The organism is Candidatus Neomarinimicrobiota bacterium, from assembly GCA_021734025.1.
Classification (GTDB): domain Bacteria; phylum Fidelibacterota; class JAANXI01; order JAANXI01; family JAANXI01; genus JAANXI01.
Genome location: JAIPJS010000016.1, coordinates 39,037 through 63,821 on the forward strand (window position 1 = coordinate 39,037; position 24,785 = coordinate 63,821).

At 49.2% G+C, this 24,785-nt stretch carries 26 protein-coding genes and 1 tRNA gene; 12 read left to right on the forward strand and 15 right to left on the reverse strand.

Going from position 1 to position 24,785, the window contains the following annotated elements; genetic code table 11:
• Positions 1-204: 204 nt before the first annotated feature.
• The gene (locus K9N57_14185; protein MCF7805329.1) at positions 205-429 is read right to left on the reverse strand and encodes a T9SS type A sorting domain-containing protein; all 225 of its coding nucleotides are present in this window, start codon (positions 427-429) and stop codon (positions 205-207) included.
• Positions 430-586: 157 nt separating this feature from the next.
• Between K9N57_14185 and K9N57_14190 the strand changes: the two genes are divergently transcribed.
• The 3 genes from K9N57_14190 to K9N57_14200 all read left to right on the forward strand — a co-directional run bounded on the left by K9N57_14190 (position 587) and on the right by K9N57_14200 (position 1,882).
• Positions 587-1,051, forward strand: coding sequence for a hypothetical protein (locus K9N57_14190; protein ID MCF7805330.1), 465 nt, complete (start codon positions 587-589; stop codon positions 1,049-1,051).
• 205 nt (positions 1,052-1,256) lie between these two features.
• Positions 1,257-1,499, forward strand: a complete 243-nt coding sequence (locus K9N57_14195) for a DsrE family protein (protein MCF7805331.1) — start codon at positions 1,257-1,259, stop codon at positions 1,497-1,499.
• A 230-nt stretch (positions 1,500-1,729) separates the two neighbouring features.
• Positions 1,730-1,882: a hypothetical protein gene (locus tag K9N57_14200; protein MCF7805332.1), complete on the forward strand. Its 153-nt coding sequence runs from the start codon at positions 1,730-1,732 to the stop codon at positions 1,880-1,882.
• 122 nt (positions 1,883-2,004) lie between these two features.
• Here K9N57_14200 and K9N57_14205 read toward each other — a convergent pair whose 3' ends face one another.
• The 8 genes from K9N57_14205 to K9N57_14240 form a co-directional block, all read right to left on the reverse strand.
• Entirely contained in the window at positions 2,005-2,256 is a 252-nt protein-coding gene (locus K9N57_14205; protein MCF7805333.1) for a UBP-type zinc finger domain-containing protein, read from the reverse strand.
• A 43-nt stretch (positions 2,257-2,299) separates the two neighbouring features.
• Positions 2,300-2,908 carry an AhpC/TSA family protein gene (locus K9N57_14210; protein MCF7805334.1) on the reverse strand — a complete coding sequence of 203 codons (609 nt, stop codon included), beginning with the start codon at positions 2,906-2,908 and terminating at the stop codon, positions 2,300-2,302.
• 174 nt (positions 2,909-3,082) lie between these two features.
• Positions 3,083-3,439, reverse strand: coding sequence for a hypothetical protein (locus K9N57_14215; GenBank protein ID MCF7805335.1), 357 nt, complete (start codon positions 3,437-3,439; stop codon positions 3,083-3,085).
• Positions 3,440-3,609: 170 nt separating this feature from the next.
• The gene (locus K9N57_14220; GenBank protein MCF7805336.1) at positions 3,610-5,025 is read right to left on the reverse strand and encodes a hypothetical protein; all 1,416 of its coding nucleotides are present in this window, start codon (positions 5,023-5,025) and stop codon (positions 3,610-3,612) included.
• 295 nt (positions 5,026-5,320) lie between these two features.
• Positions 5,321-6,670: an NAD(P)/FAD-dependent oxidoreductase gene (locus K9N57_14225; protein ID MCF7805337.1), complete on the reverse strand. Its 1,350-nt coding sequence runs from the start codon at positions 6,668-6,670 to the stop codon at positions 5,321-5,323.
• 71 nt (positions 6,671-6,741) lie between these two features.
• Positions 6,742-7,185 (reverse strand): hypothetical protein, encoded by a 444-nt coding sequence (locus K9N57_14230; GenBank protein MCF7805338.1) that lies wholly within the window; start codon positions 7,183-7,185, stop codon positions 6,742-6,744.
• 21 nt (positions 7,186-7,206) lie between these two features.
• Positions 7,207-7,416 carry a hypothetical protein gene (locus K9N57_14235; GenBank protein ID MCF7805339.1) on the reverse strand — a complete coding sequence of 70 codons (210 nt, stop codon included), beginning with the start codon at positions 7,414-7,416 and terminating at the stop codon, positions 7,207-7,209.
• Positions 7,417-7,509: 93 nt separating this feature from the next.
• A complete protein-coding gene (locus K9N57_14240) occupies positions 7,510-7,980 on the reverse strand; it encodes a DUF302 domain-containing protein (GenBank protein MCF7805340.1) in 471 nt (156 codons plus the stop codon).
• Positions 7,981-8,524: 544 nt separating this feature from the next.
• On the opposite strand from K9N57_14240, the gene K9N57_14245 reads away from it, so the two are divergent.
• From K9N57_14245 to K9N57_14270, 6 genes are all read left to right on the forward strand, one after another.
• Entirely contained in the window at positions 8,525-8,686 is a 162-nt protein-coding gene (locus tag K9N57_14245) for a hypothetical protein (protein MCF7805341.1), read from the forward strand.
• Between the two features lie 113 nt (positions 8,687-8,799).
• On the forward strand, positions 8,800-9,852 hold the full coding sequence (locus K9N57_14250; GenBank protein MCF7805342.1) for a hypothetical protein: 1,053 nt from the start codon (positions 8,800-8,802) through the stop codon (positions 9,850-9,852).
• A gap of 34 nt (positions 9,853-9,886) precedes the next feature.
• Positions 9,887-10,900, forward strand: coding sequence for a carboxypeptidase-like regulatory domain-containing protein (locus tag K9N57_14255; GenBank protein MCF7805343.1), 1,014 nt, complete (start codon positions 9,887-9,889; stop codon positions 10,898-10,900).
• A 6-nt stretch (positions 10,901-10,906) separates the two neighbouring features.
• Positions 10,907-13,450 carry a TonB-dependent receptor gene (locus tag K9N57_14260; GenBank protein ID MCF7805344.1) on the forward strand — a complete coding sequence of 848 codons (2,544 nt, stop codon included), beginning with the start codon at positions 10,907-10,909 and terminating at the stop codon, positions 13,448-13,450.
• 1 nt (position 13,451) lies between these two features.
• The gene (locus tag K9N57_14265) at positions 13,452-13,997 is read left to right on the forward strand and encodes a hypothetical protein (protein ID MCF7805345.1); all 546 of its coding nucleotides are present in this window, start codon (positions 13,452-13,454) and stop codon (positions 13,995-13,997) included.
• Positions 13,991-16,183: a PQQ-binding-like beta-propeller repeat protein gene (locus tag K9N57_14270; protein MCF7805346.1), complete on the forward strand. Its 2,193-nt coding sequence runs from the start codon at positions 13,991-13,993 to the stop codon at positions 16,181-16,183. Before K9N57_14265 ends, K9N57_14270 begins: the two co-directional genes overlap by 7 nt.
• 268 nt (positions 16,184-16,451) lie before the next feature.
• Here the strand turns inward: K9N57_14270 and K9N57_14275 are convergent, their stop codons facing one another.
• The 3 genes from K9N57_14275 to K9N57_14285 all read right to left on the reverse strand — a co-directional run bounded on the left by K9N57_14275 (position 16,452) and on the right by K9N57_14285 (position 19,044).
• Complete coding sequence (locus K9N57_14275; GenBank protein MCF7805347.1) at positions 16,452-16,778, reverse strand: zf-HC2 domain-containing protein; 327 nt, start codon at positions 16,776-16,778, stop codon at positions 16,452-16,454.
• 13 nt (positions 16,779-16,791) lie between these two features.
• Complete coding sequence (locus K9N57_14280; GenBank protein MCF7805348.1) at positions 16,792-17,400, reverse strand: sigma-70 family RNA polymerase sigma factor; 609 nt, start codon at positions 17,398-17,400, stop codon at positions 16,792-16,794.
• A 111-nt stretch (positions 17,401-17,511) separates the two neighbouring features.
• Positions 17,512-19,044 (reverse strand): sigma 54-interacting transcriptional regulator, encoded by a 1,533-nt coding sequence (locus tag K9N57_14285; GenBank protein MCF7805349.1) that lies wholly within the window; start codon positions 19,042-19,044, stop codon positions 17,512-17,514.
• A gap of 188 nt (positions 19,045-19,232) precedes the next feature.
• On the opposite strand from K9N57_14285, the gene K9N57_14290 reads away from it, so the two are divergent.
• From K9N57_14290 to K9N57_14300, 3 genes are read left to right on the forward strand one after another with little or no spacing between them, the layout of a single operon-like run.
• Positions 19,233-19,511 carry a hypothetical protein gene (locus K9N57_14290; GenBank protein MCF7805350.1) on the forward strand — a complete coding sequence of 93 codons (279 nt, stop codon included), beginning with the start codon at positions 19,233-19,235 and terminating at the stop codon, positions 19,509-19,511.
• A 26-nt stretch (positions 19,512-19,537) separates the two neighbouring features.
• Positions 19,538-19,792: a 2TM domain-containing protein gene (locus K9N57_14295; protein MCF7805351.1), complete on the forward strand. Its 255-nt coding sequence runs from the start codon at positions 19,538-19,540 to the stop codon at positions 19,790-19,792.
• A 3-nt stretch (positions 19,793-19,795) separates the two neighbouring features.
• Positions 19,796-20,443, forward strand: a complete 648-nt coding sequence (locus K9N57_14300) for a DUF6064 family protein (protein ID MCF7805352.1) — start codon at positions 19,796-19,798, stop codon at positions 20,441-20,443.
• Positions 20,444-20,561: 118 nt separating this feature from the next.
• Here the strand turns inward: K9N57_14300 and K9N57_14305 are convergent, their stop codons facing one another.
• The 3 genes from K9N57_14305 to K9N57_14315 all read right to left on the reverse strand — a co-directional run bounded on the left by K9N57_14305 (position 20,562) and on the right by K9N57_14315 (position 24,774).
• Positions 20,562-21,428: a CPBP family intramembrane metalloprotease gene (locus K9N57_14305; GenBank protein MCF7805353.1), complete on the reverse strand. Its 867-nt coding sequence runs from the start codon at positions 21,426-21,428 to the stop codon at positions 20,562-20,564.
• 228 nt (positions 21,429-21,656) lie between these two features.
• Entirely contained in the window at positions 21,657-24,014 is a 2,358-nt protein-coding gene (locus tag K9N57_14310; protein ID MCF7805354.1) for a TonB-dependent receptor, read from the reverse strand.
• A 686-nt stretch (positions 24,015-24,700) separates the two neighbouring features.
• A tRNA-Ile gene (locus tag K9N57_14315) sits at positions 24,701-24,774 on the reverse strand.
• Positions 24,775-24,785: the final 11 nt, after the last annotated feature.

Genomic DNA, 24,785 nt, shown 5'->3' on the forward strand with positions numbered 1-24,785 from the left:
CACGCCTGAGTTCTCGAATAAAAACTATGTAATAATTCTTATGGGAATATGACAAAAATTTTCCAATGAAACCTGGAGTTATTTGCTTTGGAATTGCATACCTATAAAGCAACCGTCAATGACATATACTAACCCAGACCAGAATTTTCCGGCAGAGTAGATTCCCTGGATGCTCTACTGTATATAGGGAGATCAGTACGGACTTTACTTTAGGTGTACCATCTTCCGAATGGCATTATACGAGAGTGTCTCCAGCCGATAAAAATACACCCCAGTACTCACTGATTTACCGAAATCATTGGTCCCATCCCATTGGACCGTGTACCAGCCACGCTCTTGGTGTTGATTAACTATGGTTGCAACCTGTTGGTCCCGGAGGTTGTAAATGGTGATATTCACATCCGACGGTTTTGGGATGCTGTATTGGATAGTCGTAACCGGATCGAACTGATTAGGGTAATTCTACAGGAGCGAATACTGTTCCGGGGTAGCAAAAAGTGCGGGTTATTTATTCTCTCTAAGTCGTTTCGTAAATTTTAGGATGTTTTCTCAGGCTAATAAACCGCATTGAAGATGGGAGGTATGATTGGTTTATTCACGAATACTGAAGGGAACAACTCTTATTCTTATCTGCGCGCTGCCCTTTTCGGTTCCAGCACTTCTTCAGCATGATCCGGGCTCACCCTCGACTCACATGACACATACGGCTGACGTAACTTCGCCGCTCACCATGCCGGGGAATGCGGTGTTTGGCACCATTCAGGAGGTTATCCGCGAGCTGGAGGCTGATCCGAATACCGACTGGTCGCAGGTGGATCTGGAGGCATTGCGACAACATCTGATCGATATGCATCATTTCACCATAAATGTCGAAATGCTATCAAAATCCAATATCGATACCGGTATGAAAATCATCATAGCGCCCACGGTACCGGCGGCAAAACAATCTCTGGAAAGAGTACTTGATGCTCATACGCACATGCTTCACCGGGCCATTGCCCAGGGGAAAGATCCTCACAATGCAATGATGAATCACGGAGCCCACGAATGAACAGTATCGAATATACGCCCACCGGCACAATTCACTCGCCTTTTACCGATACAAAGAATATGCCCATCGAGCAGAGGCGATCCGATGATCGTTTATTGCCGGAAACCTGAACTTGATAACCAAAATGGGAACACAGTTCAGTAGTCATTTCTTGAGCTATTTAGTAAGTTATATACTGATAATTTACAAAAATTAAGGAGCACATATGGATGCGAATACAAAATCGTATGTCATGATTGTCAACGATGGACCCTACGGGAATGAGCGCCCCTATAATGCCTTCCGGGTGGGAATGAACCTCGTGAAACGGGAGGAAGCCGATCTAAAGGTTTTCTTAATTGGCGATGGTGTACAGTGTGGAGTGAAGGGCCAGAATCCGCCCAAAGGGTATTACAATATCGCCCGTATGGTAAAGTTTATCGGCGGCCGCGGCCAAGTGGCCACCTGAGGTAGCTGTATGGACGCCCGCGGGCTCGGGCAAGAAAACCTTATTGAAAATATCCAGGTCGGCAGTATGGATCTGCTCACGGACTGGATCCTTGCTGCTGATGACACCATGGTATTTTAGTGGAGCATAAATTCGTAATGAAAACGACCACATATACAGTATATCTTGATTCTCTGTTCTGAACCGGGTGTGTCGACGGCTTAACCGCCGAATTCAAGCGCCTGGAGGGCGTGACGGAAGTTAAGTTCGATGGTGAAGAGACAGCATTTATTGTCGCGGCGAAGGCACCAATTCAAGATGCTCAGGACCGAATGACCGAGATCGTCGAGAACTGGGAACACTATAATTATTCGGTTGACAGGGTTGCAGTTCTGACTGAATAGCCCCACCATTTATGGTGGGGAAACGAAGCCCTCACCAAACGTTTCAGGGGCTTCAGCCCCTTGGCTCATTAATACCAGACCGAATAATCCTCCGTGTCATCAATCCACATATTTGATTACTGTCAGAACAAATATATCTGATCCTCATAACACCATTTCCGGCTCCCGGGATTGTCCTCGGGATAGTAGGTCATGGTCGGGTGACCGGTTTCATTAAAATGCTGCGTAGCGTGACCCTGGCTGGAATCACAACAGCCTACGTGTCCGCAGGTATTACACACCCGTAAACTGAACTGTTCACCGCACTCCTGACATGTTTCGCTCTGCGCCGGTTTCTGCGGTGTCTGCGGCTGGTGTTTACATTTTGCACTCATGATGAATTCCCCTGTGCTTAGTTAGTTGTCGAGAAACTGTCTCTTACTGGACCTCTGCCTTCGCAGCAGCAAGAATAACCTCTGATTTGACCCTAACCTTATAATTGGGATTGATGTATTCGAACTTGATCATCCCGTCGGTGCCAACGATAAATGCGGCGGGCACCGGCAGAATATGATGGTCGCGTCCGGAGTACGATTCCAGCCGGTCGGTATTGGAATTGGTTGCCCTAAAGGCCAATCCAAATGCTTTGGTGGCGACCGCCGCGCTGTCGGATAATAGTGTATAGCCCAGGTCATGTTCCGTTAAGGACTCCCGGAGTTTCGCCGGGCGATCCATGCTGATAGCAAGGATTTGATATCCCAACTCCCGCAAGTCATCCTGAATGGAATGCAATTCCGCCAAGTGCATATTACAGAACGGGCACCAGCCCCCGCGGTAAAAGATGAGCAGAGTTGGCTTCTCAGCAATGGCTTCGGTAAGATCAAATGCCCTGCCCTTTACTGTGGTCAGTTGTACATCCGGAACAGATTGTCCCACCAGCAGCGGACAGATTTCTTCAGCGGAATCCGCCACCTGGGTTTCTGCTCCGAGTGCCGAATTACCGGTCAGGAACAGTCCGACTGCAATACTCAGGATTGTCAATTTCATTAATCGTTTCATGCATTACCTCTTGTCCGCCGGGCTCAAGTTCTATCGATTTATAAGTGCCCGAGATTTAATTGCCTTTGGCTAAACCACATCAAACGGCAAAAAACCTGAGAGGGAAGCGACTCTCCCCGTGTCGCTTCCCGTATTCAGGTTATTTTTAATGCGTGATGCTCCTTAGAATGTGAGCACCTCGTAGCCGTCCGCCACCAAAGTACGCAAACTGGGATGCTCATCGTAGTCATCCAGCAGGGTGACGTCCAGTTCGTCCATCTCCTTGCGGACGCCAAACGCCCGGGAGCAGAATTTGCAGGCGCCGGTTATTTGATCTTCCACCGCTTTGTACAGCGGATGGGCATCGTGTTCTTCATCTGCCAGTTCCGGAATCCACCGGGTGCCGGCGCCATCGAAGATAAACTTGATGTCATCCCCGTGCTCTTTGGCTTCTTTCACTGTCTCGATGGCATTCACCACCCGGCCAAGATCAGCATGGGTTTCCGTGTCCGCCAATACAACAACTCCTATTTTTGCCATAATACGTCTCCTTTTTTCTTCTACTTCAATTTGAATTCAATGTACTAGTTATCTGCCGTTCAGATCGTTCTGCTGCTTACAATAACCCGATCCCGGGAGTCGGGCCAGAGACGGTTGATGTCAATTCCCTGCTCCGTATAGTTCCCGAGACCGAGGATTCCTATTTGCTGTTATCCGATGATTGATAGATCCACGTTTTCGAACATCAGATGGAGAAATCCGTGCCCGGTTCCGGGAACAGGATCAGCGTTTCCAGTGGTATCCTGTGGCGGCAACATAATGTGGGTCTCTGTCTGCGCCTGGTCACTCTGATCGCTGCCGGTTGCGGTGATGAGTTTCAGATCGTCCGTTCGCACCCGCGAAGAGACCATAATGTGAATCAGCCGATCTTCGGCCAGGATATTCCCATCGCCATCCTTCAGGTCAGCGAGTCCCCACAGGGTAATATGGGAGAACAGTTTCGGCATCAATGGATTCCCGATCCCGGTATTACCGTGCATGGTTTTATCCACACCGACTCCACCGAAGAAAGTGTGATCGCCTGCTCCCTCCGGTTTATGGATGACTCGAATACTGTCGATGACGAAGGTCGTGCCGTTCGGTCGCTGGTAGCGCAGAGCGAAGTTGCTCACACGATCGCCAGAATCTTCGGCATCGTTTTCCGCCACATCCTCAACCGCTAACGAGTAGGTCCCTGCTCCCGGTTCAATCCGGTTGGAAAATGGGGTCGGATTCATGTCCGGGTTGATGACCGCAGGCCCAGGCAGTATTTCATAGGCTGTCTTCCAATTGCGGTTCGCGTTACTTAATTCAACTTTCTCGAACATCAGGTGTAAAAACCCGTGCGCCGTTCCCGGAACGGGATCCTGATTATCGTTTGTATCTTTGGGCGGCAGCATAATATGGGTTTGTATATTGCGGATATTGTGATCGGATTTATCCTTATCAACAGCGGTTATGAGCTGTCGGTTCTCATCACGCACGTTGGTCCCGGTCATGATATGAACCAGGCGATCTGAGGCGATGACAGTATCGGTATTCGCGTCCTTCAGGTCCGCGAGTCCCCACAGGGTAATGTAGGAGAGCATTTTCGGCATCAGCGAATTTCCGATGCCGGTATTGCCGTGCATCACCTTGTTAAAACCGACGCCTCCAAAGAAGGTATGGTCGCCTGCGCCGGCCGGCTTATGGATCACGTCAATCTGGTCGATTTTGTATGCCTGCCCATCGTTTCCGGTGAACCGAATATCTACCGAGGTGACAGCATCTTCGGAGTCCTGTGAATCTTCCGCATTCCTATCGGCGACGGTTAGTGAATAGGAGCCGGTGGTCTCTGCTGTGTTATTCGAGAAGGGAGTGGGATCCATGGCCGGATTCACTGCTGCCGGGCCGGGGAGCACTTCGTAGACTGCTCCTTCGGTGGAACTTTCAGAGGCGCTGAATTCGGTTAGCTCGGCATATGATACGCTGCTTGACCGAGTCGCCTCAGTGTCCGTATCCGGTCCAGCTGCGTTATCCGAACAGCCGGCAATCCCGATACCGACGAACAGCAATAGCATTATTCCAAAAGATTTACCTTTACGCATTGGTTGTTCCTTTCGTTTCTGGTTTTGGTTCACAAGGTCGTTCTATTGTGTTAGACGAAAGAAACTGGCAAACCTTACAGGGAAATTTGGAAAATATGCGGGAAGTGTTGAGGGCTAGACGCTACGATTGTTTCATAAACCCAAAAAGACCCTTTCCTCGTAGAGATCCCTGTGGGATAGGGGTCAGGGCCCTGAAAGGGTCATTACTGGGCATCGGAGACGAGCATTTACTTACAATCACATGGCAATCCTGTGAACGCTGACAGGTAGCAATGTCTTGTTCGCTCGATCTCATTTACAGCATATACGAAATATCGGACGCGCTGGTCGGATAGGCGTAAATCATCTCTTTGAGCGTGGAAGCCGGTATATCCTCTTTAATCGCCAGGGCGAAGATATTGATCACTTCCTCCGCGTGGGGGCCAAGCAGATGGGCGCCCAGGATTAAGTCGGTCTCTTTCTCAATGAGAATCTTGAACCCGGAATACGGTTGATTGATCCGCCGGGATGTGACCCAGTTGCCCGTGTCTGAAAAACTCACCCGGAAATCACGACCCTGGTCGCGAGCCTGCTGCTCAGACAACCCGACCGTCGTCAAATGCGGTTCGCTGAAGACGACGCTCGGTACAACACGGTAATCCGGTGTACGGGAAGCTCCGTTGATAATGTTGTCAGCGATGACTTCACCGTCCAGGCTGGCTACCGGTGTTAATGGCGGACCGCTATCCGCTGCGTCTCCACCGGCATAGATATGCGGATGAGTCTCGCTCTGCAGATATTCGTTGACTTTCACACCACGACTAGGGGCGTCTACGCTAACATTTTCAAGATTCAGATCATCGATCTCGGCTACCCGTCCGGCGCCGTGGACGACCATGTCAGTCTCAAACGTCAGCTCTTCGCCATCTTTGGTCGCATGGACCATATACGCATCATTGGAATGATCCACGGCAGTTAATTCTGCATTAAAACTGAACTCAATCCCGGCATCCCGGGAGGCGTCCACCAGGATATCCACCAGATCCGGGTCGAACGGTTTCAGCGGGCGGGCGCTCCGGTGAATAATCCGGACACTGGCTCCTGCGCGGACTGCTACGTGGGCAAATTCCATGGAGATAAATCCGGCTCCAATGAATACAATATCGTCCGGTAGTTGCTCCAGATTTAAGAAATCCGTACTGCTCGTCAAATACTGTTCACCAGGAATTCCAAGGGGACGCGGTTTCGCTCCGGTGGCGATGACGATATGCTCTCCCCGGAGTGTCGTGTCACCGACGTGTACGGTATGATCGTCTGCGTATTCGGCGCGACCGTGATACGTGTCGATGCCTGCGTCGGTATATCCCTGCTCCCGGTTTTCAGGGAACGGTTCGGTGAAGGTGCGTTTGAATTCCTGTAAATCGCCCCAGTTGATCCTGAGATTGTTCTTATCAATACCCTTGTCGTTGAGCCGGTCAGCCCAATCTACAGCCTCGGAGGCTGCCGTGTACACCTTCTTTGGTACGCATCCCCGCAGAGCACACGTCCCGCCGAATGGACGGGAATCGATAATGGCGACCGACATCCCGGCTTTTTTGCAGGTATGAGCAACCGTTGAACCGGCGCTACCTGTTCCGAGTACGATGACATCGAATTGCTTTGACATAAATTGTATTTTCCTCCTTTTCCTAATTATGTAGCCTAATGACCAGATTGTAAAATTCCAAGATTCTGTGGTTACCTGGCTTTGACTATTGTCTGTATCTGCTGGATAATCGATGGCGCTTCCCGATGATTTCGCTGCACGTACCAACCCAGAATCGTCCCGTATGCGACATGTGCCAGCGTAACCGTGATCGGAAATCCGATGTTAAACTGGATGCCAAATATTCCGATACCGAGCGCGGTGGTTGCGGGACTGATCATAAATCCGATACCAATCAGGACGCCAAAACCAATGCCACCCCACAGGCGCGGTTTGCCAAAGAGAAGTGTATACACGATACCAAATGCAGCGCCGTTCCAGAAATGGTAACCCCATCCTGCAAGATTGGAAAGCCAATTCGGCCCCAGCGCAAATCGATCCAGCAATAACACACCTAACAGTTTCGGCATCTCTCCTGGCATCCCGCCGAGGACAAATCCGGTGTGACGAACGATTTCCAATCCGACAGTAGCCAACAGCCCGCCCACTATTCCGTACTAGATCTGCGAGACTAGGTTGGTGTGTCCGTGAATAGTCCCCACCAGCAGGATCGTCAATAATACCACAATTGATGGTAACAGGAAATTGACAGCGAGTGCGGATAGTTTGGCATAACCCGCTTGGGCAACCACGAACAGGTTTGGACTAATTCCTGCTGCCAGGAGGGTACCGCCCGTCAATGCGATTTTCTCAGTTGATCGTTTCATACTATCCCGTTCCTTTATGCTCATATGCTCTTGAGTTCGTTACAATACTGCCGGTACATGCTCTGATACCCGTACCAGCAGCATCACAACTCGTTATTTCGCCAGCATCGAAGTTAACTTGTTTAGCTTTTGATCCAGCTTATGTCCGATTTTACTGATCTGCTGGTTGTCAAACGACGCCAGCTGCTGAGACGGCTTCACATAATTAATGTAGGTATTGCCATCCGATGCTTCGTAGATGTTGACCCGGACGGGCACAGCCACTCCGACACCTCGGTCGGCGGAAAAGAGCTTGTTCCCGATATTCGGATTTCCGACAAACAGCGACGTGGCGTTCAGCTGCAGCCCGGTCATGGACAGGATTTTCCCCTGGTTGATCTCGGACATCACCATCATGTCATTTTTAGAGATCATCTGCCGCAGCGTTTCCACGGTCTGGTCAAAATCTTTGCCTGACTGAACGGTCACCAGTCCGGAATTCTGCGCCTGCAGGTTTCCCGTACTCAGCATAATCCCCAATATGAGAGCAGCTATTCCCGTAAATGCTCTTGTGAAATGTTTCATTATGTGACTCCTTTGTTGTGTGTGTGGATTGTTCTCATTTTGTCTTCACTCTGTTAGACGAACGAGAACCAGAAACCTTACACTACAATCCGGAGCAAGTCGAAAATATCACATTTTTACTGGGAAATGGCTGAGCAGGACTACTTTGAACTGCGTATCAGACAATGTAAAAGTGTTGTTGAACTGTGATATGTGAAGCAATCAACTATAAAAGGATGGATGTGCCTTTGTGAAACAAAAATTCTGCAATCGTCTCATCGGCGAAATGCTGGATTCTGAATTGTTTCGGGGCGCTTGGTACCTTAGATTAGCAATTATTAGTGAAAAAAATTTCCGGGAAAGGAGAACCGGATATACCAAACCTGATTCTGTCTGCGTCTTTATAAAGAATTTGTGTGCTACAATTGCAAAACCAGGTAACGGACATTCCCCTGATTGAGGATTAAATCGCACAATTCGCCGAGACGAATATCATGTGTGACCATACTTAGTGGATGCAATCAGCAGGAAGTCTGCGAAAATCTGTTCCGGGCGGCAGTAATTATTGATTCGCTCTTTTTGGACCACGCATCTCAAAAAACCCGGAGATCAAACGGGAATTAAAGTCGAAGGCCCGGAAAAAAAGTCAGCCGGAACCGAAGATATGACCAGAGAAGAGCTCAAACAGGGGATCGGTTATCATCCGGAGGAAGGAGAGGCGTTTTAGAGCGGGTTTACCATAAATCGACACAAGAATGGAGATCTAGTCGCGATTCTGTACTCCGATTATTATGAGAAGCGTTTGACGGAAGCAGCCGGTTATCTCTGGAAAATGAAATTTTGAATCCACACCGAACAAATATTACAGTCCTGTTATTTACAGTACTCATTGTGACCAATTGCTGGGACAAACAATCACACGAGGTGACCCAACCGGAATGGCCGCATTATGAACTGAGTGGGCACACCGTAATGATGCACGATACCAGCCAGACCGTTAGTAATGCGACGGTGAAGCTCTACCCTAGCATAATGATTTATGATGTCTCACCTGATATGCAAACCACGGTGGTGGATACCAACGGGTTTTTTCATTTCGATACGGCCTATCCCGGGTTATACATTCTACAGGTTTACCGGGATAAGTATCGCGTGGTGAGCAAGCAGATTAACATCAATTACTCAGACCGGTTTTTGCAGGTCTCCACTCCGGATTATCTTGTTAGTGACAGGAAAATCAGCAAAGATGTGAATAGCCCGGCAGGTGCATACCGATTACTGATTGCCTGGGTTGGAACAAAAGCGTGGCTAACCGGGAGTTACATTCAGAATTTAAAAGCAATGCCTGCGTTACATCAGTGCCGTCCGGCTTTGCAGGCGTCAACAGGACAATTACACGGTGTAAAATATTATGATGACCCACTCCCGGAAGCGACCGTGTTGGATGTGGCAGATCGTCTGCTCTACAGGGCGTTTGGATCAACGGTGCTGCTGATCGATCCAACCACCGGACAGACACTGAGCGAATTCACCATGGAAGGCTCCGAAAAATTTTACGGCCTGACCCAAAATTCCCGTGGCATCTGGACTGTTTTCGGCCGAATACTGCAATTCCGCGGCAAGGATATTCGCACAGTGCAGGAGACCTACCAGACAGGCGGGAGCTATTTTAACTGTATCACTGCGGCTGGCGGCGCATTTTACATCTTTGATACCGGCGACCAGGTAATGCTGAAACTAAAACAGGATGGATCAATTTTGAATGCATATCGCCTGTTTGGTTCTAAAAAGGAAATCTGGTTGCAAATAGTCGATATATCATATTCGGAATACGATGAAAGATTGTGGATTACCACCGATGGAAAAAGCATATATACAATTCCAACACCGTAATATATTCCGGGGAGGATTCTGGCAGCTCGTATTCATGAGTATACTATTGGGATTATCGCTGAATAGTTGCTGGGACAAACAGGACCACAGCATTACCAGACCGGAAGTGCCACGGTATACGCTTACCGGATCACTGGTGGATATGGATGATACAGCACAGCCGGTTGCCAGCGGCAGAATTATTATTCGTCCCATTGACCTTCATTATGAAGTATCCCCGGTAGCAATGGAATCTGCGTCGGACTCTGTGGGCATGTTTCAAATAGACTCCGTCGTCCCCGGGAACTATATAGTTGAACTGTTTCGCGACGGGTATAAAGTTGCAGAACGGGAATTTTCCATGAACTACGAGAGCACCTCCAGGATTTATGGCCTGCCCAAACCACTTGTCAGTACGAATATCTACCCCATGAACTTCCTTACGTCAAATCCTCGGATCAGTTGGAGTGAAAACACCTTATATGTGTTCGGAGAGTTTGTGGCAAATTTCAGACGACGGCTTAAAATATATTTCTGTGAGCTGCGCTCTGAGAACGACCAGATAAATGTAACCGGGCAGGTAGATAATCGCATGCCGGGCGCTGACATTTTTTTCAATGTCGGACAATATTTCTATGCCGGAAACTCAACAACGGTTAAGCGTTATAAGAAGTCGACCGGTGAATTGGTTGAGGAAATAACAGTGACCGAGCCGTTCAGCGGTTTGGCCTGGGACGGGACAAAATTTTGGAGCGTGCACCGGTCGAAATTACAGTATCGCGGGAAGGATCCGGCGACGGTCACTGCCGAATATGACGTCGATACCGGGATTCTGAGTAATTTGACAGCAGCTGGTGAGAATTTTTGGACTTGTAATCCAACAGAGGATGTATTATTTAAAATTAATCGCCAGGGAGAAATCCTGGCAACGTATCATCCGGTGGAAGACGGGCAGGGTCTTAAATGGATCACTACACACGACCTGTATTATTCAACAATCAACCATCAGTTGTGGATTAGTAATTCAATGTCCAAAGTAGTGTATAGTTTTCGCGATCCGAATTTGTAAAGTATTATGCAAAAGGTAGAGAAATTATTGTTCGACAGATACGGCTGTCTTATCCTTCTGTTATGGCTGCTGCCATGGACCATGCTTGAAGCAGGTGTAACCGGCACCATTGCCGGTCGGGTGATCGATGCAGAAACCGGCCAATCTCTTTCGGGCGTGAACGTATATATCCCGGACACATACCTCGGCGCAGCAACGAATAATAACGGCTTCTACGTCATTAATAATATTCCAGCAGGTGAATATAAAGTAGCGGTTTCTTTAATCGGCTATAAAAAAGTCGTCAAAACCAATGTCGTAGTGTTGACGGATCTCCGCACAACCATTGACTTTGCACTGGAGCCCTCGGCCATAGAGGGGGAAGAGGTGGTGGTGACGGCCGAATCACCCATGCTGCGCAAGGATATCACCGGTACGACGCGATTCGTTTCATCATATGAAATCGAAAATCTGCCGCTCCAGTCCTACCAGGAATTGGTCAACATCCAGCCGGGTGTCGCCGCAGGACATATCCGTGGTGGACGCAAAACGGAAGTCCTCTACCTGGTCGATGGTATTCCGATCATGGAAGCCATCGAAGGGAAGGCCGGATCGGAGCTCCCGAACAGTTCCATCATCGAAATGACAGTCCAGACGGGTGGATTCAATGCGGAATACGGCAATGCCATGTCCGGCGTCGTCAATATTTTGACTAAGGAAGGTACCGAGCAATTCAAGGGCAAGGCGGAATACGACGTGACCCATCTCGGTCGAAATCCGTCACCCATGGGTCGCGAGGTGAGCCCGGTGGATCGGCTGGGTGAGGTGAGTCTGAGCGGGCCGATTTATCCCGAAAAGGCGGGCTACTATATTTCCGCGAATTTCGAATACCCCTACTCCCGGTGGAAGGACGAGCAGTACGGCAACCGGATGATGGTGCTCAACGCGGACGAAAGTTATAACTACAACATCAATACCAAACTGACATACCGGCCCACGGAATCCCTGAAGCTGACTGCCCAGGGACTGCTTTCCATGTGGGATTGGACGGAGTACGATCACAAGTGGAAGTACAATCAATCCGGGCTGCCGGTGCGGACGAAAAAAAGTTATCGTATCAGCCTGACAGGAGTGCATACGCTCTCTTCGCGAACGTTCTACGAGATTCGGCTCAGTCAATACAACGTGCTGAAATCCATCCTGGGTGAAAACACCGAAGAACTACCGAATCTCTCTTTCTACGATTATAACAGTGACGGCGTAGAGAGCCTGAGCGACTGGCGCGGGTTTATACATACAGGGCGGCTGCCGTGGTGGATGGATCACGGTGAAGTACAAACGCTAGCCAAACTGGATCTTACCAGCCAGGTTACCGAGCACCACCAGATTAAAACCGGCGCACGGTTCACCTATTTCGACCTGTACAAGAAAAACGTGCAGTCCAAGTTCATCCCAACACCGGATGCCGATTTTCCCCAGTTCATCACTTACGATACGGAGTACCAGTATTATCCCTGGCGGGCGGCGTGGTATCTGCAGGACAAGATGGATTTCACCAGCGCGGTCTTCAACTTCGGGATACGCTTCGATTATTTCGATCCCCGGGCTTCGCGACCGGCGCTGGAAGAGAAACTGGTCGGCGATCGCAGCGAATGGATCATCGATCACGAGGGGTCTGTCCCGGCCGACCCAAAGTACCAGTTCAGTCCCCGGCTTGGTGTGGCCTTTCCGGTGACTCCCACGGATGTCCTGCACGTAAACTACGGGCACTTTTTCCAGATACCGCTGTTTGAATACCTGTACACCAACTCCAACTTGAGCACGGCGCAGGGGTTTTCACCCCTCGGCGATCCGGATCTTAAGCCGGCCAAGACGGTGATGTATGAGCTCAGTTATCGAAGCCAGCTCAGTAGTCACCTGTTAATGGATGCAACTGTCTTTAACAAAGATGTCTCGAACCTCGTGGATGCAAATACCTATAAGAACCCCACTGAAGAGGATGTATACAACAGTTCCGGATTTACCCGATTCGTCAACATGACACACGTCAATATCCGCGGTTTTGAGTTCTCCCTGCACCGGGATTACAATAAGTATATTTCCGGGAAAATTAACTACACGTACATGTATGCCAAGGGCACCGGCTCAAGTGCGCTCGAAAAATTTCTGTGGACCGAGCGCGGCTATCAGGTACCGGTGGACGAGTACCCGCTCAGCTGGGACCAGCGACACACGCTGGTGGCCAATATGGATTTCCGGAAGCCCGGAGTCGGCGGAGTAAACCTCCTCTGGCGCTGGAACAGTCCCCTGCCGTATACGGAAAACGTCGGTGAATCGACTACCCCAAATAATGGCCGCCTCGATCCGACATCAACGTTGGATATCCGGGTCAACAAGCAGTTCAAAATCGGCAAAGTACACCCGTATCTCTCGCTGGAAATACTCAATGCTTTCGACCGGAGAAATGTGCTCTGGGTGGATCACAAAGGCCGCGTCGGTGGAGAGTTACACGATCCGGGCGCTGTAGATATGTATCGAAGAATTAGATTCGGATTTGGAGTGGATTTCTAGGATGAATCAGACACAAAAATTCACGATGATACAATATGCTATTTTGTGTGCTCTGCTGAATTTTGCTGCGCACACGGTCCATGCCGGAGAGCCGCTACAGACGGTGACCTTACCGGAGACCAATATAGGTTCGTTGGAATTCATGCTGATGGCTAAAGCGCCGATCGTACAGCAATCCGAGGTTGAATCCGGTGAGCCGGAACTGACTACGAAAGAATTACAACGCCGAAAGAGTGAGTATCACCGGAAGAGAAATATCTGGCTGGGTAGTTCCATCGTGAGTGGCGCGATAGGGGTGTACATTCGGTATTCGGCAGACAAACATTACGAGGCGTATAAGACCTCCACGGGCCGGGCCTCAGATCTACACCGGCTGATTGAACTGGAGGATACCCTCTATCCCATATTCTACGGGATAAGTGCGGCCTGTCTGCTGCCAGCGCTTTCGTATCATTTCCGGGAGATGGAGATCACCAACCAGTTGAAGGCCGTATCAGATGCAGACGGTACAATGCACTATTCCCTGGGAGCGATATTTACATGGTGACCCGCGCGATCCATATCCCAGCAAGTCTGATTTTAGTGTTGATTTTGTTGTTTTCCTGTGAGGTGCGCGACTGGAATAATCCGTATGATTCGGGCAATTTCATCGGAGTGAAGTCACCGTTGAATCTGGACATTACTCAGGTGGACGTCCACACAGTTCGGCTCTCCTGGGAGGAACAGCAGACACATATCGCTGGTTACAAAATCGACCGGAAACTGGGAGATGACGGGGATTGGATTCTTGCCTATGGAAAGACGGATTCCACCTCCTGGGTGGACACTGCTGCTGTCACCAGCAATGTTAATTATTACCGGGTCTATGTCTACGCCGATGAGAATGAATCCTTACCGCTCGTGTTGAGTCTCAATCCGTCCTTTCCCAAACCCGCCGAATTTCAGGTCACCCAGAAGACTGACACAGAAATCAAACTTTCCTGGGAGGATGAAAGCGATGGTGAAGAGGGTTTCCGGATCGGCCGAAAAATCGGCGACGGGGAATGGCAGACGCACTATGCGATAGCCGTAGAGAATACGGAGACGTGGACTGACACAAAGATTCTTCTTGATACCACCCTGACCTACCGGATACAGGGTTATGCAGGTGGGAATTTCTCAGGCGAAGAGACGAAAGATATCAAACCAACGTTCCCTGCTCCCAAGGATTTATCCGTCGAGGTGCTCGACGATTATCGCTTGAAATTACACTGGCAGGATATTTACACCTATGAAACCGGGTTCGGAATATATCGGAGCGTGAACGGCGGAACCTACGATTTCCTTGCAGAGATCCCGTCCAATTCAGAATCCTATGTCGACTCAAATTTGACTGTCGGATATGATTATGTTTACCGTCTCCATGCCATAACGGCCGAGAATCAATCACATCCGGCGGTTACCAAATCCAAACAAACCTATTTGCCCCCTCCCGGTAACGTTGAAATATCATCGGACGATCCATATTCGGTCCATCTCGCCTGGGAGGCTGTTGATCTGCCGTACGTCACGGAGTATCAGGTTGAGCGAAAAGAAGAAAACGGACCGTATATCGTCCGGGGTAAAACGAGTCACCTGGAGTTCAGTGATGGGGACATTACACAAAATAACCAATATACGTACCGGGTTCGCACTGTCACTGCACACAATGTTTCCCAATCGAGCAAGGTGCATACGATAATCTGGGGTGAATACTATGATGAACACTGGAACGGCAGCCATTCTGACAATGTGATTTCCGTAGCCATGAGCGATGATCACCAGTGGATAGCCTCCGGCGGGCAGGAAAATTCGATAAAGTTGTGGGACCGGTCAGACGGAACACTGGTGTGGTCGGGAACCCAATCCGGTCCGGTAAACGTTCTCGATTTTGGCGGATTGTCCGGAACAGTAATTTCCGGAGGATATGGGGGCCAGGTGGTAAGCTGGGATGCAGCATCCGGCACCCAAAATTGGACCGATCAGCACACCGGAGTCGTATGGGATGTCGACATTGCGGCGGATAATACCAGGCTGGTGACCGGGAGTCAGGACAACTCTCTGAAAGTGTGGGATATCACCACCGGTACAGAATTATGGGCAGGACATCATTCTGACGATGTACGAAGTGTACAATTTACGGCGGATGGGTCTGCTGTGGTTTCAGCCGGCTCAGGCGGATCCGTGGTAATGTGGAATGCAGCTACTGGGGCAGAGGTGTGGGACAAGGAAATCGGTAGCCCGCTGAACTCCGTAAATATTGATCCAGATCAGGCATACGTTCTGGTCGGAAGTGACAGGGGCATTACTGTACTGGATTATGATACGGGGGATATTATATGGAAACAATCCTGCGGACCCGTAATGGAAATTGTAAATGCCTTTGATGCACCGACCGTGTTGGCTAGTGGGCCGGATATTGATTTATCGGCATGGGATTCAGAGACAGGAGCAAAAATTTGGCAGATTGATCCCGGGAAATCGATTACGACTCTCATGGCAGCTCAAACCACTGAACGTGTGGTAACCGGATCAGAGGATGGCAATGTGACGGTATGGAACACGAACACCGGTGATTTACTCTGGAGCGACACCAATGCCGAAAAACTCTGGGCTGTCAGCATCGCTGATGACGCCACCTGGATCGTTTCCGGTGGTTACGATAATCAGATAAAGTGCTGGGAGCGAAAATTCGGGTGGATCCTGAAACAGTGAACCGTCTGTTTTCGTCATCGATTTTTTACATTTGTACCCCGACTAATTCTTAAATTTTCGAAAATCTATCTGCATCCCATTAGATATACTTTTTGGTTTCAGGGCCAGGAAATTTATTACGACGTTCATCCTATGCCGGAAGACATCTCTGGTGAGGCTGATGAGATAGAGTAGCTGTCCCCTGTCAGACTATTTGGGAGAAACTCACAAAATGAAGCACATGATAATTGCAGGAATAACTCAGGCGAAACGTTAGAAAACCCAGCGATTATTTATTTGTGGAGTCCGACGCACTATCGCGCATCTTCTCTTTGATCTGCTCCCGTTTTTCCGGAGAGAGGTGGAATTCCGAGATGTCGGAATCGGCATCCCATGCCTCGGTCTGGTCCCGAATCTTCTGCCGAATGGCAAGCAGCTGATTCCGGTACCGGGTGCATAATTTACACGCCATCAGGTGGACCCGTACCTGCATACGCTCCTTCAGGCTCAGCGGGCTATCCATCGACCGGGAAATCTGTTGCGATATAATCTCACAACTCGGTGTGAGCTTATCGATAACCGGTTTTATAACGTGCATCATAATTGTTGTTTTCATCGTTCTGTCCGATTTATTCTACAGTGTCAGGATGAATCCAGCTTTGCTCCAGGCACTGCCGGATTTGCTTTCTCGCCCGGTGTAACCGCACCCATAAGTTAGACGAAGTAATCTCCAATTCCTTACAGATTGCATCGGTATCCATCTCTTCGAGTTCTCTGAGGGTGAACGCCGCCGCTAATCCGGAGGACAATTGGTTGATGCAGCGATGGAGCGCCTGCATAAACCCCTCGGTTTCCGTCTGCGCTTCGGGGTCACGCCGCCAATCCCGTGGAGCAGCCTCGGGCTTCCACCGTCCCTTCATGGTCCCTTCGGCATAGAAGTCGGCGGACTCGTTATAGTCCCCGTCGATTTCGTGGTCGTCCCGATGACCTTTCTTGCGATAATAGTCGATTATCTTGCGACGCAGGATACTGAACAGCCACGTCCGCACGGACGAATCCCCGCGAAAATCGGAATAGGCTTCCAGTGCGCTGAGAAAGGTTTCCTGTACCAGGTCTTCAGCATCCTCCTCGCTTGCCACCCGGGGCACGGCGTAGCGGTAGAGGTAATCTCCGTACTGGTCAACCCAGGCCGCGGGATTCGCTTGCACTTTACTGTTTTGGACACCAGATGAATTCACTGGATACTTCTAATCCCTCACAATATTGTATTATAGTTAAAATAATGTAAGGAATGACCAACGAAAATGGAGTAACAATTTGCGGATGAGACATTGCTCTACGGAAAATCTCTAAGTGGATTTACGCCCATAGGGGATCCCAAGTTTTTTCATACGGTGGCGAAGCGTGCTGGGGTTTATTCCAAGGATGTCCGCCGCGCCGCCAGGGCCGCCGACTTTGCCTTCGGCATAGTTCAGGGCGCGCTTGATATGTTTCGTAATAATCGTATCTAGTTTTGCGGGTGGAACCTCCGCATCGGATTTCGTTGACGGGATTTCTTCCGTAGCGAGCCAATCGAATTGCAGCGGCTCGTTCCGACGCAGGATAAGTTCCCGCTCTATCACATTCTCCAGTTCCCGCACGTTGCCAGGCCAGTTCCGATCCCGGAGCCTGGTCATAGCACCTTCTTCGAGCGCCGGAGGCGGATAGATGCCCATCTCCTGAGATCTTTTTTCCACCAGACGATTCACCAGCGCCGGAATATCCTGGCGGCGTTCCCGGAGCGGCGGAATCGCAATCGGAAACACGTTGATCCGGTACCAGAGATCCTGACGGAATTCGCCGGATTCCACCATTGATTCCAGATCCCGGTGGGTGGCTGCCACGATCCGTGCGTCCGTCTCCAGCGTTTCGCTGCCGCCGACCCGCTCGAAGGTGTTGGTCTGGAGCACGCGGAGTAACCGCAACTGGGCCTCCGGCGGCAGTTCGCCGATCTCATCGAGAAAAAGCGTTCCGCCGCGAGCGCGCTCGAAGCGCCCTTTTTTCTCGGAGACAGCCCCGGTAAAGGCGCCCTTCTCGTGACCAAACAGTTCGCTGTCGATGAGCGATTCCGGGATCGCACCGCAGTTGACCTTGACTAACGGTCCATTCTTTCTGCCGGATAGATCGTGTATGGCGTCAGCGATGACTTCCTTGCCCACACCGGTTTCGCCGAGGAGCAACACCGTGGTATCCATGGGAGCGACCTGATGCACCTTCTCCATTACATTTGAAAGCCCAAACGACGCGCCTACCACATCCTCGGCAGTGGAACGGCTTTCCTTTTGCAGGAAGCGGTTTTCCTCTCGTAATGCTGCGTTGAGCCGCTGGATCTCCCGGTGAGCCAGGGCGTTGCTCAAAGCGATACTGAACGGTTCATTGAGTTCGCCGATGAGCTGTTTATGTCCTGCTGTGTATCGACCGACTCCCTCAGCGCGGAGAAGCAGCACGCCCAGTCGCTGATCGTCCACAGTGAGCCGCATAATCAGCATGGACGATTCCGGCACGTCCGGGAAAAACTCCGAGCGGATAGAGGCCGTGGCGCGATCCTCGTTGATCCGATCCACCGTGCGGATGTCGGGGAGTTCGTCGCCGGTGAGTTCGGCAATGGCATCGTTGGGAAGCGGCAACACTATCGGATTGGTAAAAAGATCCTGGGATTCATCTTTGGTCACCACCGCAACCGTCTTCACCGCGCGTAGTTCCGTATCCAGGATGTTCAGTCGGATTTCGTCCAGCGGAAACTGTTCGCACAGCAGTGGAAAGGTTTCTTTCAATCCCTCCGTCAAATCGAGTGTACTACACATTCTATTTGTGACTTCCCGAAACAGATCCTTTTCTATCATACCTTCTCCTGGTAAAACTGTCATATACGGTAGAATACGCATGAAATGCCATATATGACAGTCGGAAATGCCATATACGACACTCCCGGATTTGGGTAAGAAATGTAAGTATATGTTTATGATTGACTTACGATTTTGGCACAGTCGCTGCATAGAGAAGTATAGAACACAAACAAAAGGAAAAAGCGATGAAGGCACTGGAAGAGATTCACATCAGGGTGACGGAAGGGACGCGGGACGAACTGATTTCAAAGCTCCGGGTGAGCCTCCGAAACCGCGACCAGTTCCCCGAGCTGGAGTTTCTCCACATCTATTATCACGCCAGATATGAGACGGATCTCTGCCTGCACCTGTCCTGGGATGGCTCGCTGCCGGTCCAAGGCAGTACCCTGGCGCTTAATATCCTGGCGGGTGGCCGGGAACTGGGTTCCGTGAAGCATACGGTGTGGATCGAATCTGGAGTGTAAAAAACCACTAACTGAAGGAGGAAGTCATGTCACAGGAATCTGCACAATTAGTGAAGGAAAACCGGGGATTCCGGATGCACCGGCTGGCTTATCTGTGTGTTATTCCGCTGTTGGTTCTCATCAATCTCACTTTTGTCCCGGAATTTCTCTGGTTTCTGTTTCCGATGGTCGGCTGGGGCATCGGACTCACCATGCACTATTTGTTTGGCGTCCGCCGGCTGGAAGATTCAGGTACAACGGGACAATTTTCTGATTCATCAACTCATTACCAGGGGAGGTAGGAAATGAATATACCATTTACATCTGAGGAATTTATTAAGGTTATCGTGGCATACAATCAGGCAGTTTGGCCTATGCAAATTATCTTGGTGTTAAGTGCATTTATTTTACTTGCACTGATTTGGAGACAACGGGAAATCCGAAGCCGGATCGTCTCGGGAATAATTGGGGGATACTGGCTCTGGATGGGGATCGCGTATCACTGGATCCACTTCACCGCTATCAATAAAGCCGCATGGGGATTTGGTGCGTTGTTTGTCCTGCAAGGTGCCCTTTTCATGTTTGATGCGGGTTTTTCCCGGAAATTGCAGTTCAGTTTGAAGGATTCCGGAGCGCGGATGCTGGCATGGGTATTTTTTGCGTATGCGCTGATTATCTACCCAGTACTTGGGACTGTTCTAGGTCACCCGTATCCTGAACTGCCCACGTTTGGTCTGCCCTGTCCCACCACTATATTCACGTTCGGGATACTGCTGACTGCAATCCGCAGAGTACCGGTTCACCTGCTGATCATTCCAGGAATCTGGTCACTTATCGGCTTTGGTGCCGCGCTGAACTTCGGCATCTATGAGGATATCGGTCTGCTGGTGGCCGGAATCGTTGGAACACTAACCGTTATCCTCAGGAACCGTAACCTGAGACACAATCGATAACACGGGGGAATACCTATGTCTCGTCTGCGGAGCTGCAGAACCGGGCAAAAACTGGTCCTATAGGATGGTGGATTAATGACCATTCTTCTGGGACAGCGAAGTTTCTTGCAATACGAACTTACTGCCAGCCTGGCTGGATCGCTTTTGCACTCGCTGTTGCTTCCTCCGTGATGAGATCCCGTGGAAAGAATACCTCTTTATCTATTATTATAATCGCCACCGCCACAACTGAAAGCACCAGGGTTTCAACACTTTTTGTAATCTGGGTAATCGCTAAAACTTCCTGCGATAAATTCACAATAAAATGAAACAAGGCCGCTGCAATCACACTTTTTCTATTCCGGATGCAAATCCATGTAATGATAATCCCCAGCGGGATAATGCTTACGAAAAAATTGACTGCAAACCAAGTGTTCTGGTGAAGGATCTCATACTGGTAGGAATCTTTCACGAAGAGCAAGGGGAAATGCCAGAGCGACCAGAGCACACTGAATATGAGTGTCGCAGTAAGAATACTATATCTGCTCTGCAAACTGTCGAACGCGTATCCGCGCCATCCAAGTTCTTCAAATGTCGCAGCAAGGAAGAGCAACAGCAATACGGGAACGAATCCGGTAGAGAAAGAGAACCCTTCCGCAAGCTGAATCTGATCCAACGACTCCCCGAAAGGCAGGGAGAGAAGGATAGACGCTATTACCGAGAGCGGCATTAACAAAATGAAGAATGGTAATGTCTTCGGATCGATGAGTTTAATATTCACAAGCCGGTTGGCAAAATCCTGGATTAGATTGGCGTTTCCGGCGGTGAATATCATTCCCGCCGAGAGAAGGAACGGTGTCATTAATCCAATCAGCATGAAGAGCATATAATAGTCGCTAAGCGTTTCATGGAAACTGAGATACGCTCCTGCGAAATAGAAGGCAAAACTGACTAAGAAGGTGAGAAAAAAATATTGGACCGGTTTGTATGTGTATTCTTGAATCATCCTATCCTCCGCATGATCAGGTTCAGTTAACCTGCATAATTCATAAAATAGCAGCACATTTTTCGGGAATCCAGTTGAACAAGTATTCAGGGGGCTTTTCCGAACCAGAGGAAGTATTGGAAATGTTCCAAGTAGAGACGTTCCATGGAACGTCTCTACCTAACTGAAAATATTGATCTTAACACACATAGAGGACGTTCATTTATTCAGATTTATGAATGATTCAGGTTAAAACTCAATTTTATAGCTGATCGAAGGTAAGGTGATCACCATGCGGTCCTTCTCAATTTTTTCTCTTTGAATATTGTATACATATCCATAGTCATCTGCGCTGCCCAGGATATTTTTCACCTGCAGAGCAAAAATGTGTGAAAGGTTCTGACTATTCATCCGATAGGTCAATGATAAATCAAGATAGAAATTACCATCCAGTGCCCCTTCGAATAGTCGGGATTCATCGAGAATAGTTCTTTTCTCCCGTAATGAGGCGCTTCGTAAAACCGGGCTTGTTCGTTCACCGCCCATCCAGGTCAATCGGCCGTTTACTCCAAGGATATTTTTGCCTTTCACATGGAATTCCTTCCCACCGAGAGCATTGACGACATATTGCCGGTTATATCGGCTGTCACGTTCCACCCCGTCACCTCCGGTATATTTCGAATCGAATACGGACGCTGTCATGAGATAGTAATAATCGTTATTCAGGAACCGTTCCAGCGTGACATCAATGCCGATATTTTTCCCTGTACCTTCATTCACTAGCGGTTCATTGATGTAAAACTCATTTTTCAGATTGATGAAAGAAAAAGGGGCATCTCTTTTCACCGGAATATCGAAGAGATACTGATAATACGGCTCGATCTTTATCCGGGTGGTTTTTGTGATCTGGAAATCGTACCCGAATACAAAATGATCGGCCCGGGCGAAATCTAAGTCCTTATTCGGTTGTTCCGTTCCACTGGCTGTCGTCCGCTTTGCCAGGTAGTACTGCAAGCCCTCAAGCTGACTGTGCCGTCCGTACCCAAAACTCAGCGAATGACGTGGATGAAGCTTCCATTTGACACCTGCGCGTGGCTCTATAGAGGCATTGCTATTCAGGAGGAAATACCCATAATGCACCCCGGCATTAAATCTCAGATCGTTATATAACCTGTATTCTGTCTGAGTATAGCCCTGGAAAAACTGCGTGCTTCCCGACTCATCAACGAATGTTTGATAAGTGTCCGGATCGTTGTCCGCAGTTGAGCGCAACGTCATATCATAAAAGAGGTGACTCCAGATGATCCCGGTCGTGCTGTTAAATTGCGGACTGAATTTATGGGTTACCTCCGATGTGAATGTGGTCTTGCCATTGAATCTATCAATAAACTCTTCATCCCGAAGTGTCAGCGCATCATCCAGCCGGTCATGATCGTAAAATACATCTTCACCGGTGGTCGCAATGGTCGTGTTAATGTAGGTAGATGTTCCTGTGAGATATTTATGGTTTAATCCAATGGCTCCTATCCGAAACTCAGAATCGTACTTTACCCGGTCCCAGTTCGTTTCCCACTGTGCAGAATCGGGTTGTTCAATTTCGGCAATCCGGTCTACGCTTCCGATGCCCCATAATGAGACCGTGCCGATTTTGTGCGTTGGGAAATTCAACTTAAATGACAAATCCTGATACCGGGGATTTTGTTCTGTATCGATCACCTGTAAATCGGTCAGTAACCCAATAGCAGAATACCGATAGTTTACTAAATATGACGCGTTTTCTAGCTGCGGAAACGGGCCTTCTGCGGCAAGGTCGATCCCCATAAGACCAGTTTGAAACGTATATTCGCGTACGTCACTGTTTCCGTTACGCAGGCTCATGTCAAATACACCAGACAGTGCGTTCCCGTATTCAGCCGGGAATGCCCCGGTGAAAAAATCTGAATTGTCCAGGAGTTGATTGCTGAAAATAGTGACCAGTCCTCCGCCGATAACATTTCCACCAGGGAAATGATTTGGATTCGGAATTTCAATACCTTCCAGACGCCACAGCAATCCTTTGGGAGCGTTGCCTCGGATTATAATGGCATTATCCTGCGCATTCCCGTATGTCACTCCTGCGAAGCTGGAAGCAAGCCTCGCAGGATCGTCCAATCCACCGGCATACCGACGGGTTTCCTCTACCGAGAAGGACCGGGCACTCACAGTTGCTTGAGAATTTAACGGCTTACTTTTATCAATTTTCGGAGTAACCGACACCGCCTGCCCCTCAATGATTTTCTCTTCCAGCCCAATAGTTTTTACAACTTCTTTGCCCGATCCAACGAGGATTTCCGGAATAATTCGGGATTGATAGCCCATATACATGACCTTGATACTATATCGGCCTATCGGAATACCCGGTATCCGGAAATGCCCATTTGCATCGGTTGCCGCGCCCATTTCAGTATCAAGAATGACAACATTTGCACCGGCCAGTCCGGTTCTCGTTTCCTGGTCGACAACCCGGCCCTTAACCGTCTGAGTTATTTGAGAAGCGTCCAACGACGCACCGAAAACGAGCAAGAATATCAGAAAAAACTCCAACCGCAGATTAAACAGTAGATTCAATGTACTTTCCCTTCCGGTAAATTAGGTGGCGGCACAGTGAGGCGTATTTGTTTGGCTATTCCAGTAATTGTCACACGAATCTATGAAATACTACTAATCCGTAATGCAATAACTACTTGGGTACACTCCAATGTAAAAGTTACCCTATAGTACTTGATGTGGTGAGGCAACACAAGGGTTTTAGGGCAGCTGGTTTTTATATAAAACAAAATTAACCGGAATATCGATTACTCAAGTTTAAATAGGTGTTTATTGCTTTGTCGCCTACCTGCTGGTAGAAGTCGTGAGCAACGCACCCCAATTCATTAGGCCTGGTATCGGAATTGGTCATTCGACTGGTGTTTGGTTTGCAAGTTTGCTAGTTTGCCGAATAATATTCTCTTTGGATTCTTCGGAGGAGTATCTATCAAGTTCGGGAAGTTTAGGGGATTGAGGGATTAGTTTCTGACGCATCTGGATGGCGGTAACCTGAACAGGCGGTTGCGTTATCGAGTTATCTTTAGGTTGTGTTCTATTTTGGGCCATGAGATTCTAAAATGTTAGAATTATTCCAGGAATTTCCGTGGACAATATATGGACAAACTACTGGGGAATATGCGGTGTATGCAGGATTTTGTCGAAAAATACCCAGACACACAAAACCCCTGCAACGCCTTAACCACAAGCATCACAAGGGTTTGCAAGTGTGGGCCCTGAGGGACTCGAACCCCCGACCAACGGATTATGAGTCCGTCGCTCTGACCAACTGAGCTAAGGGCCCAAGACCAAAGC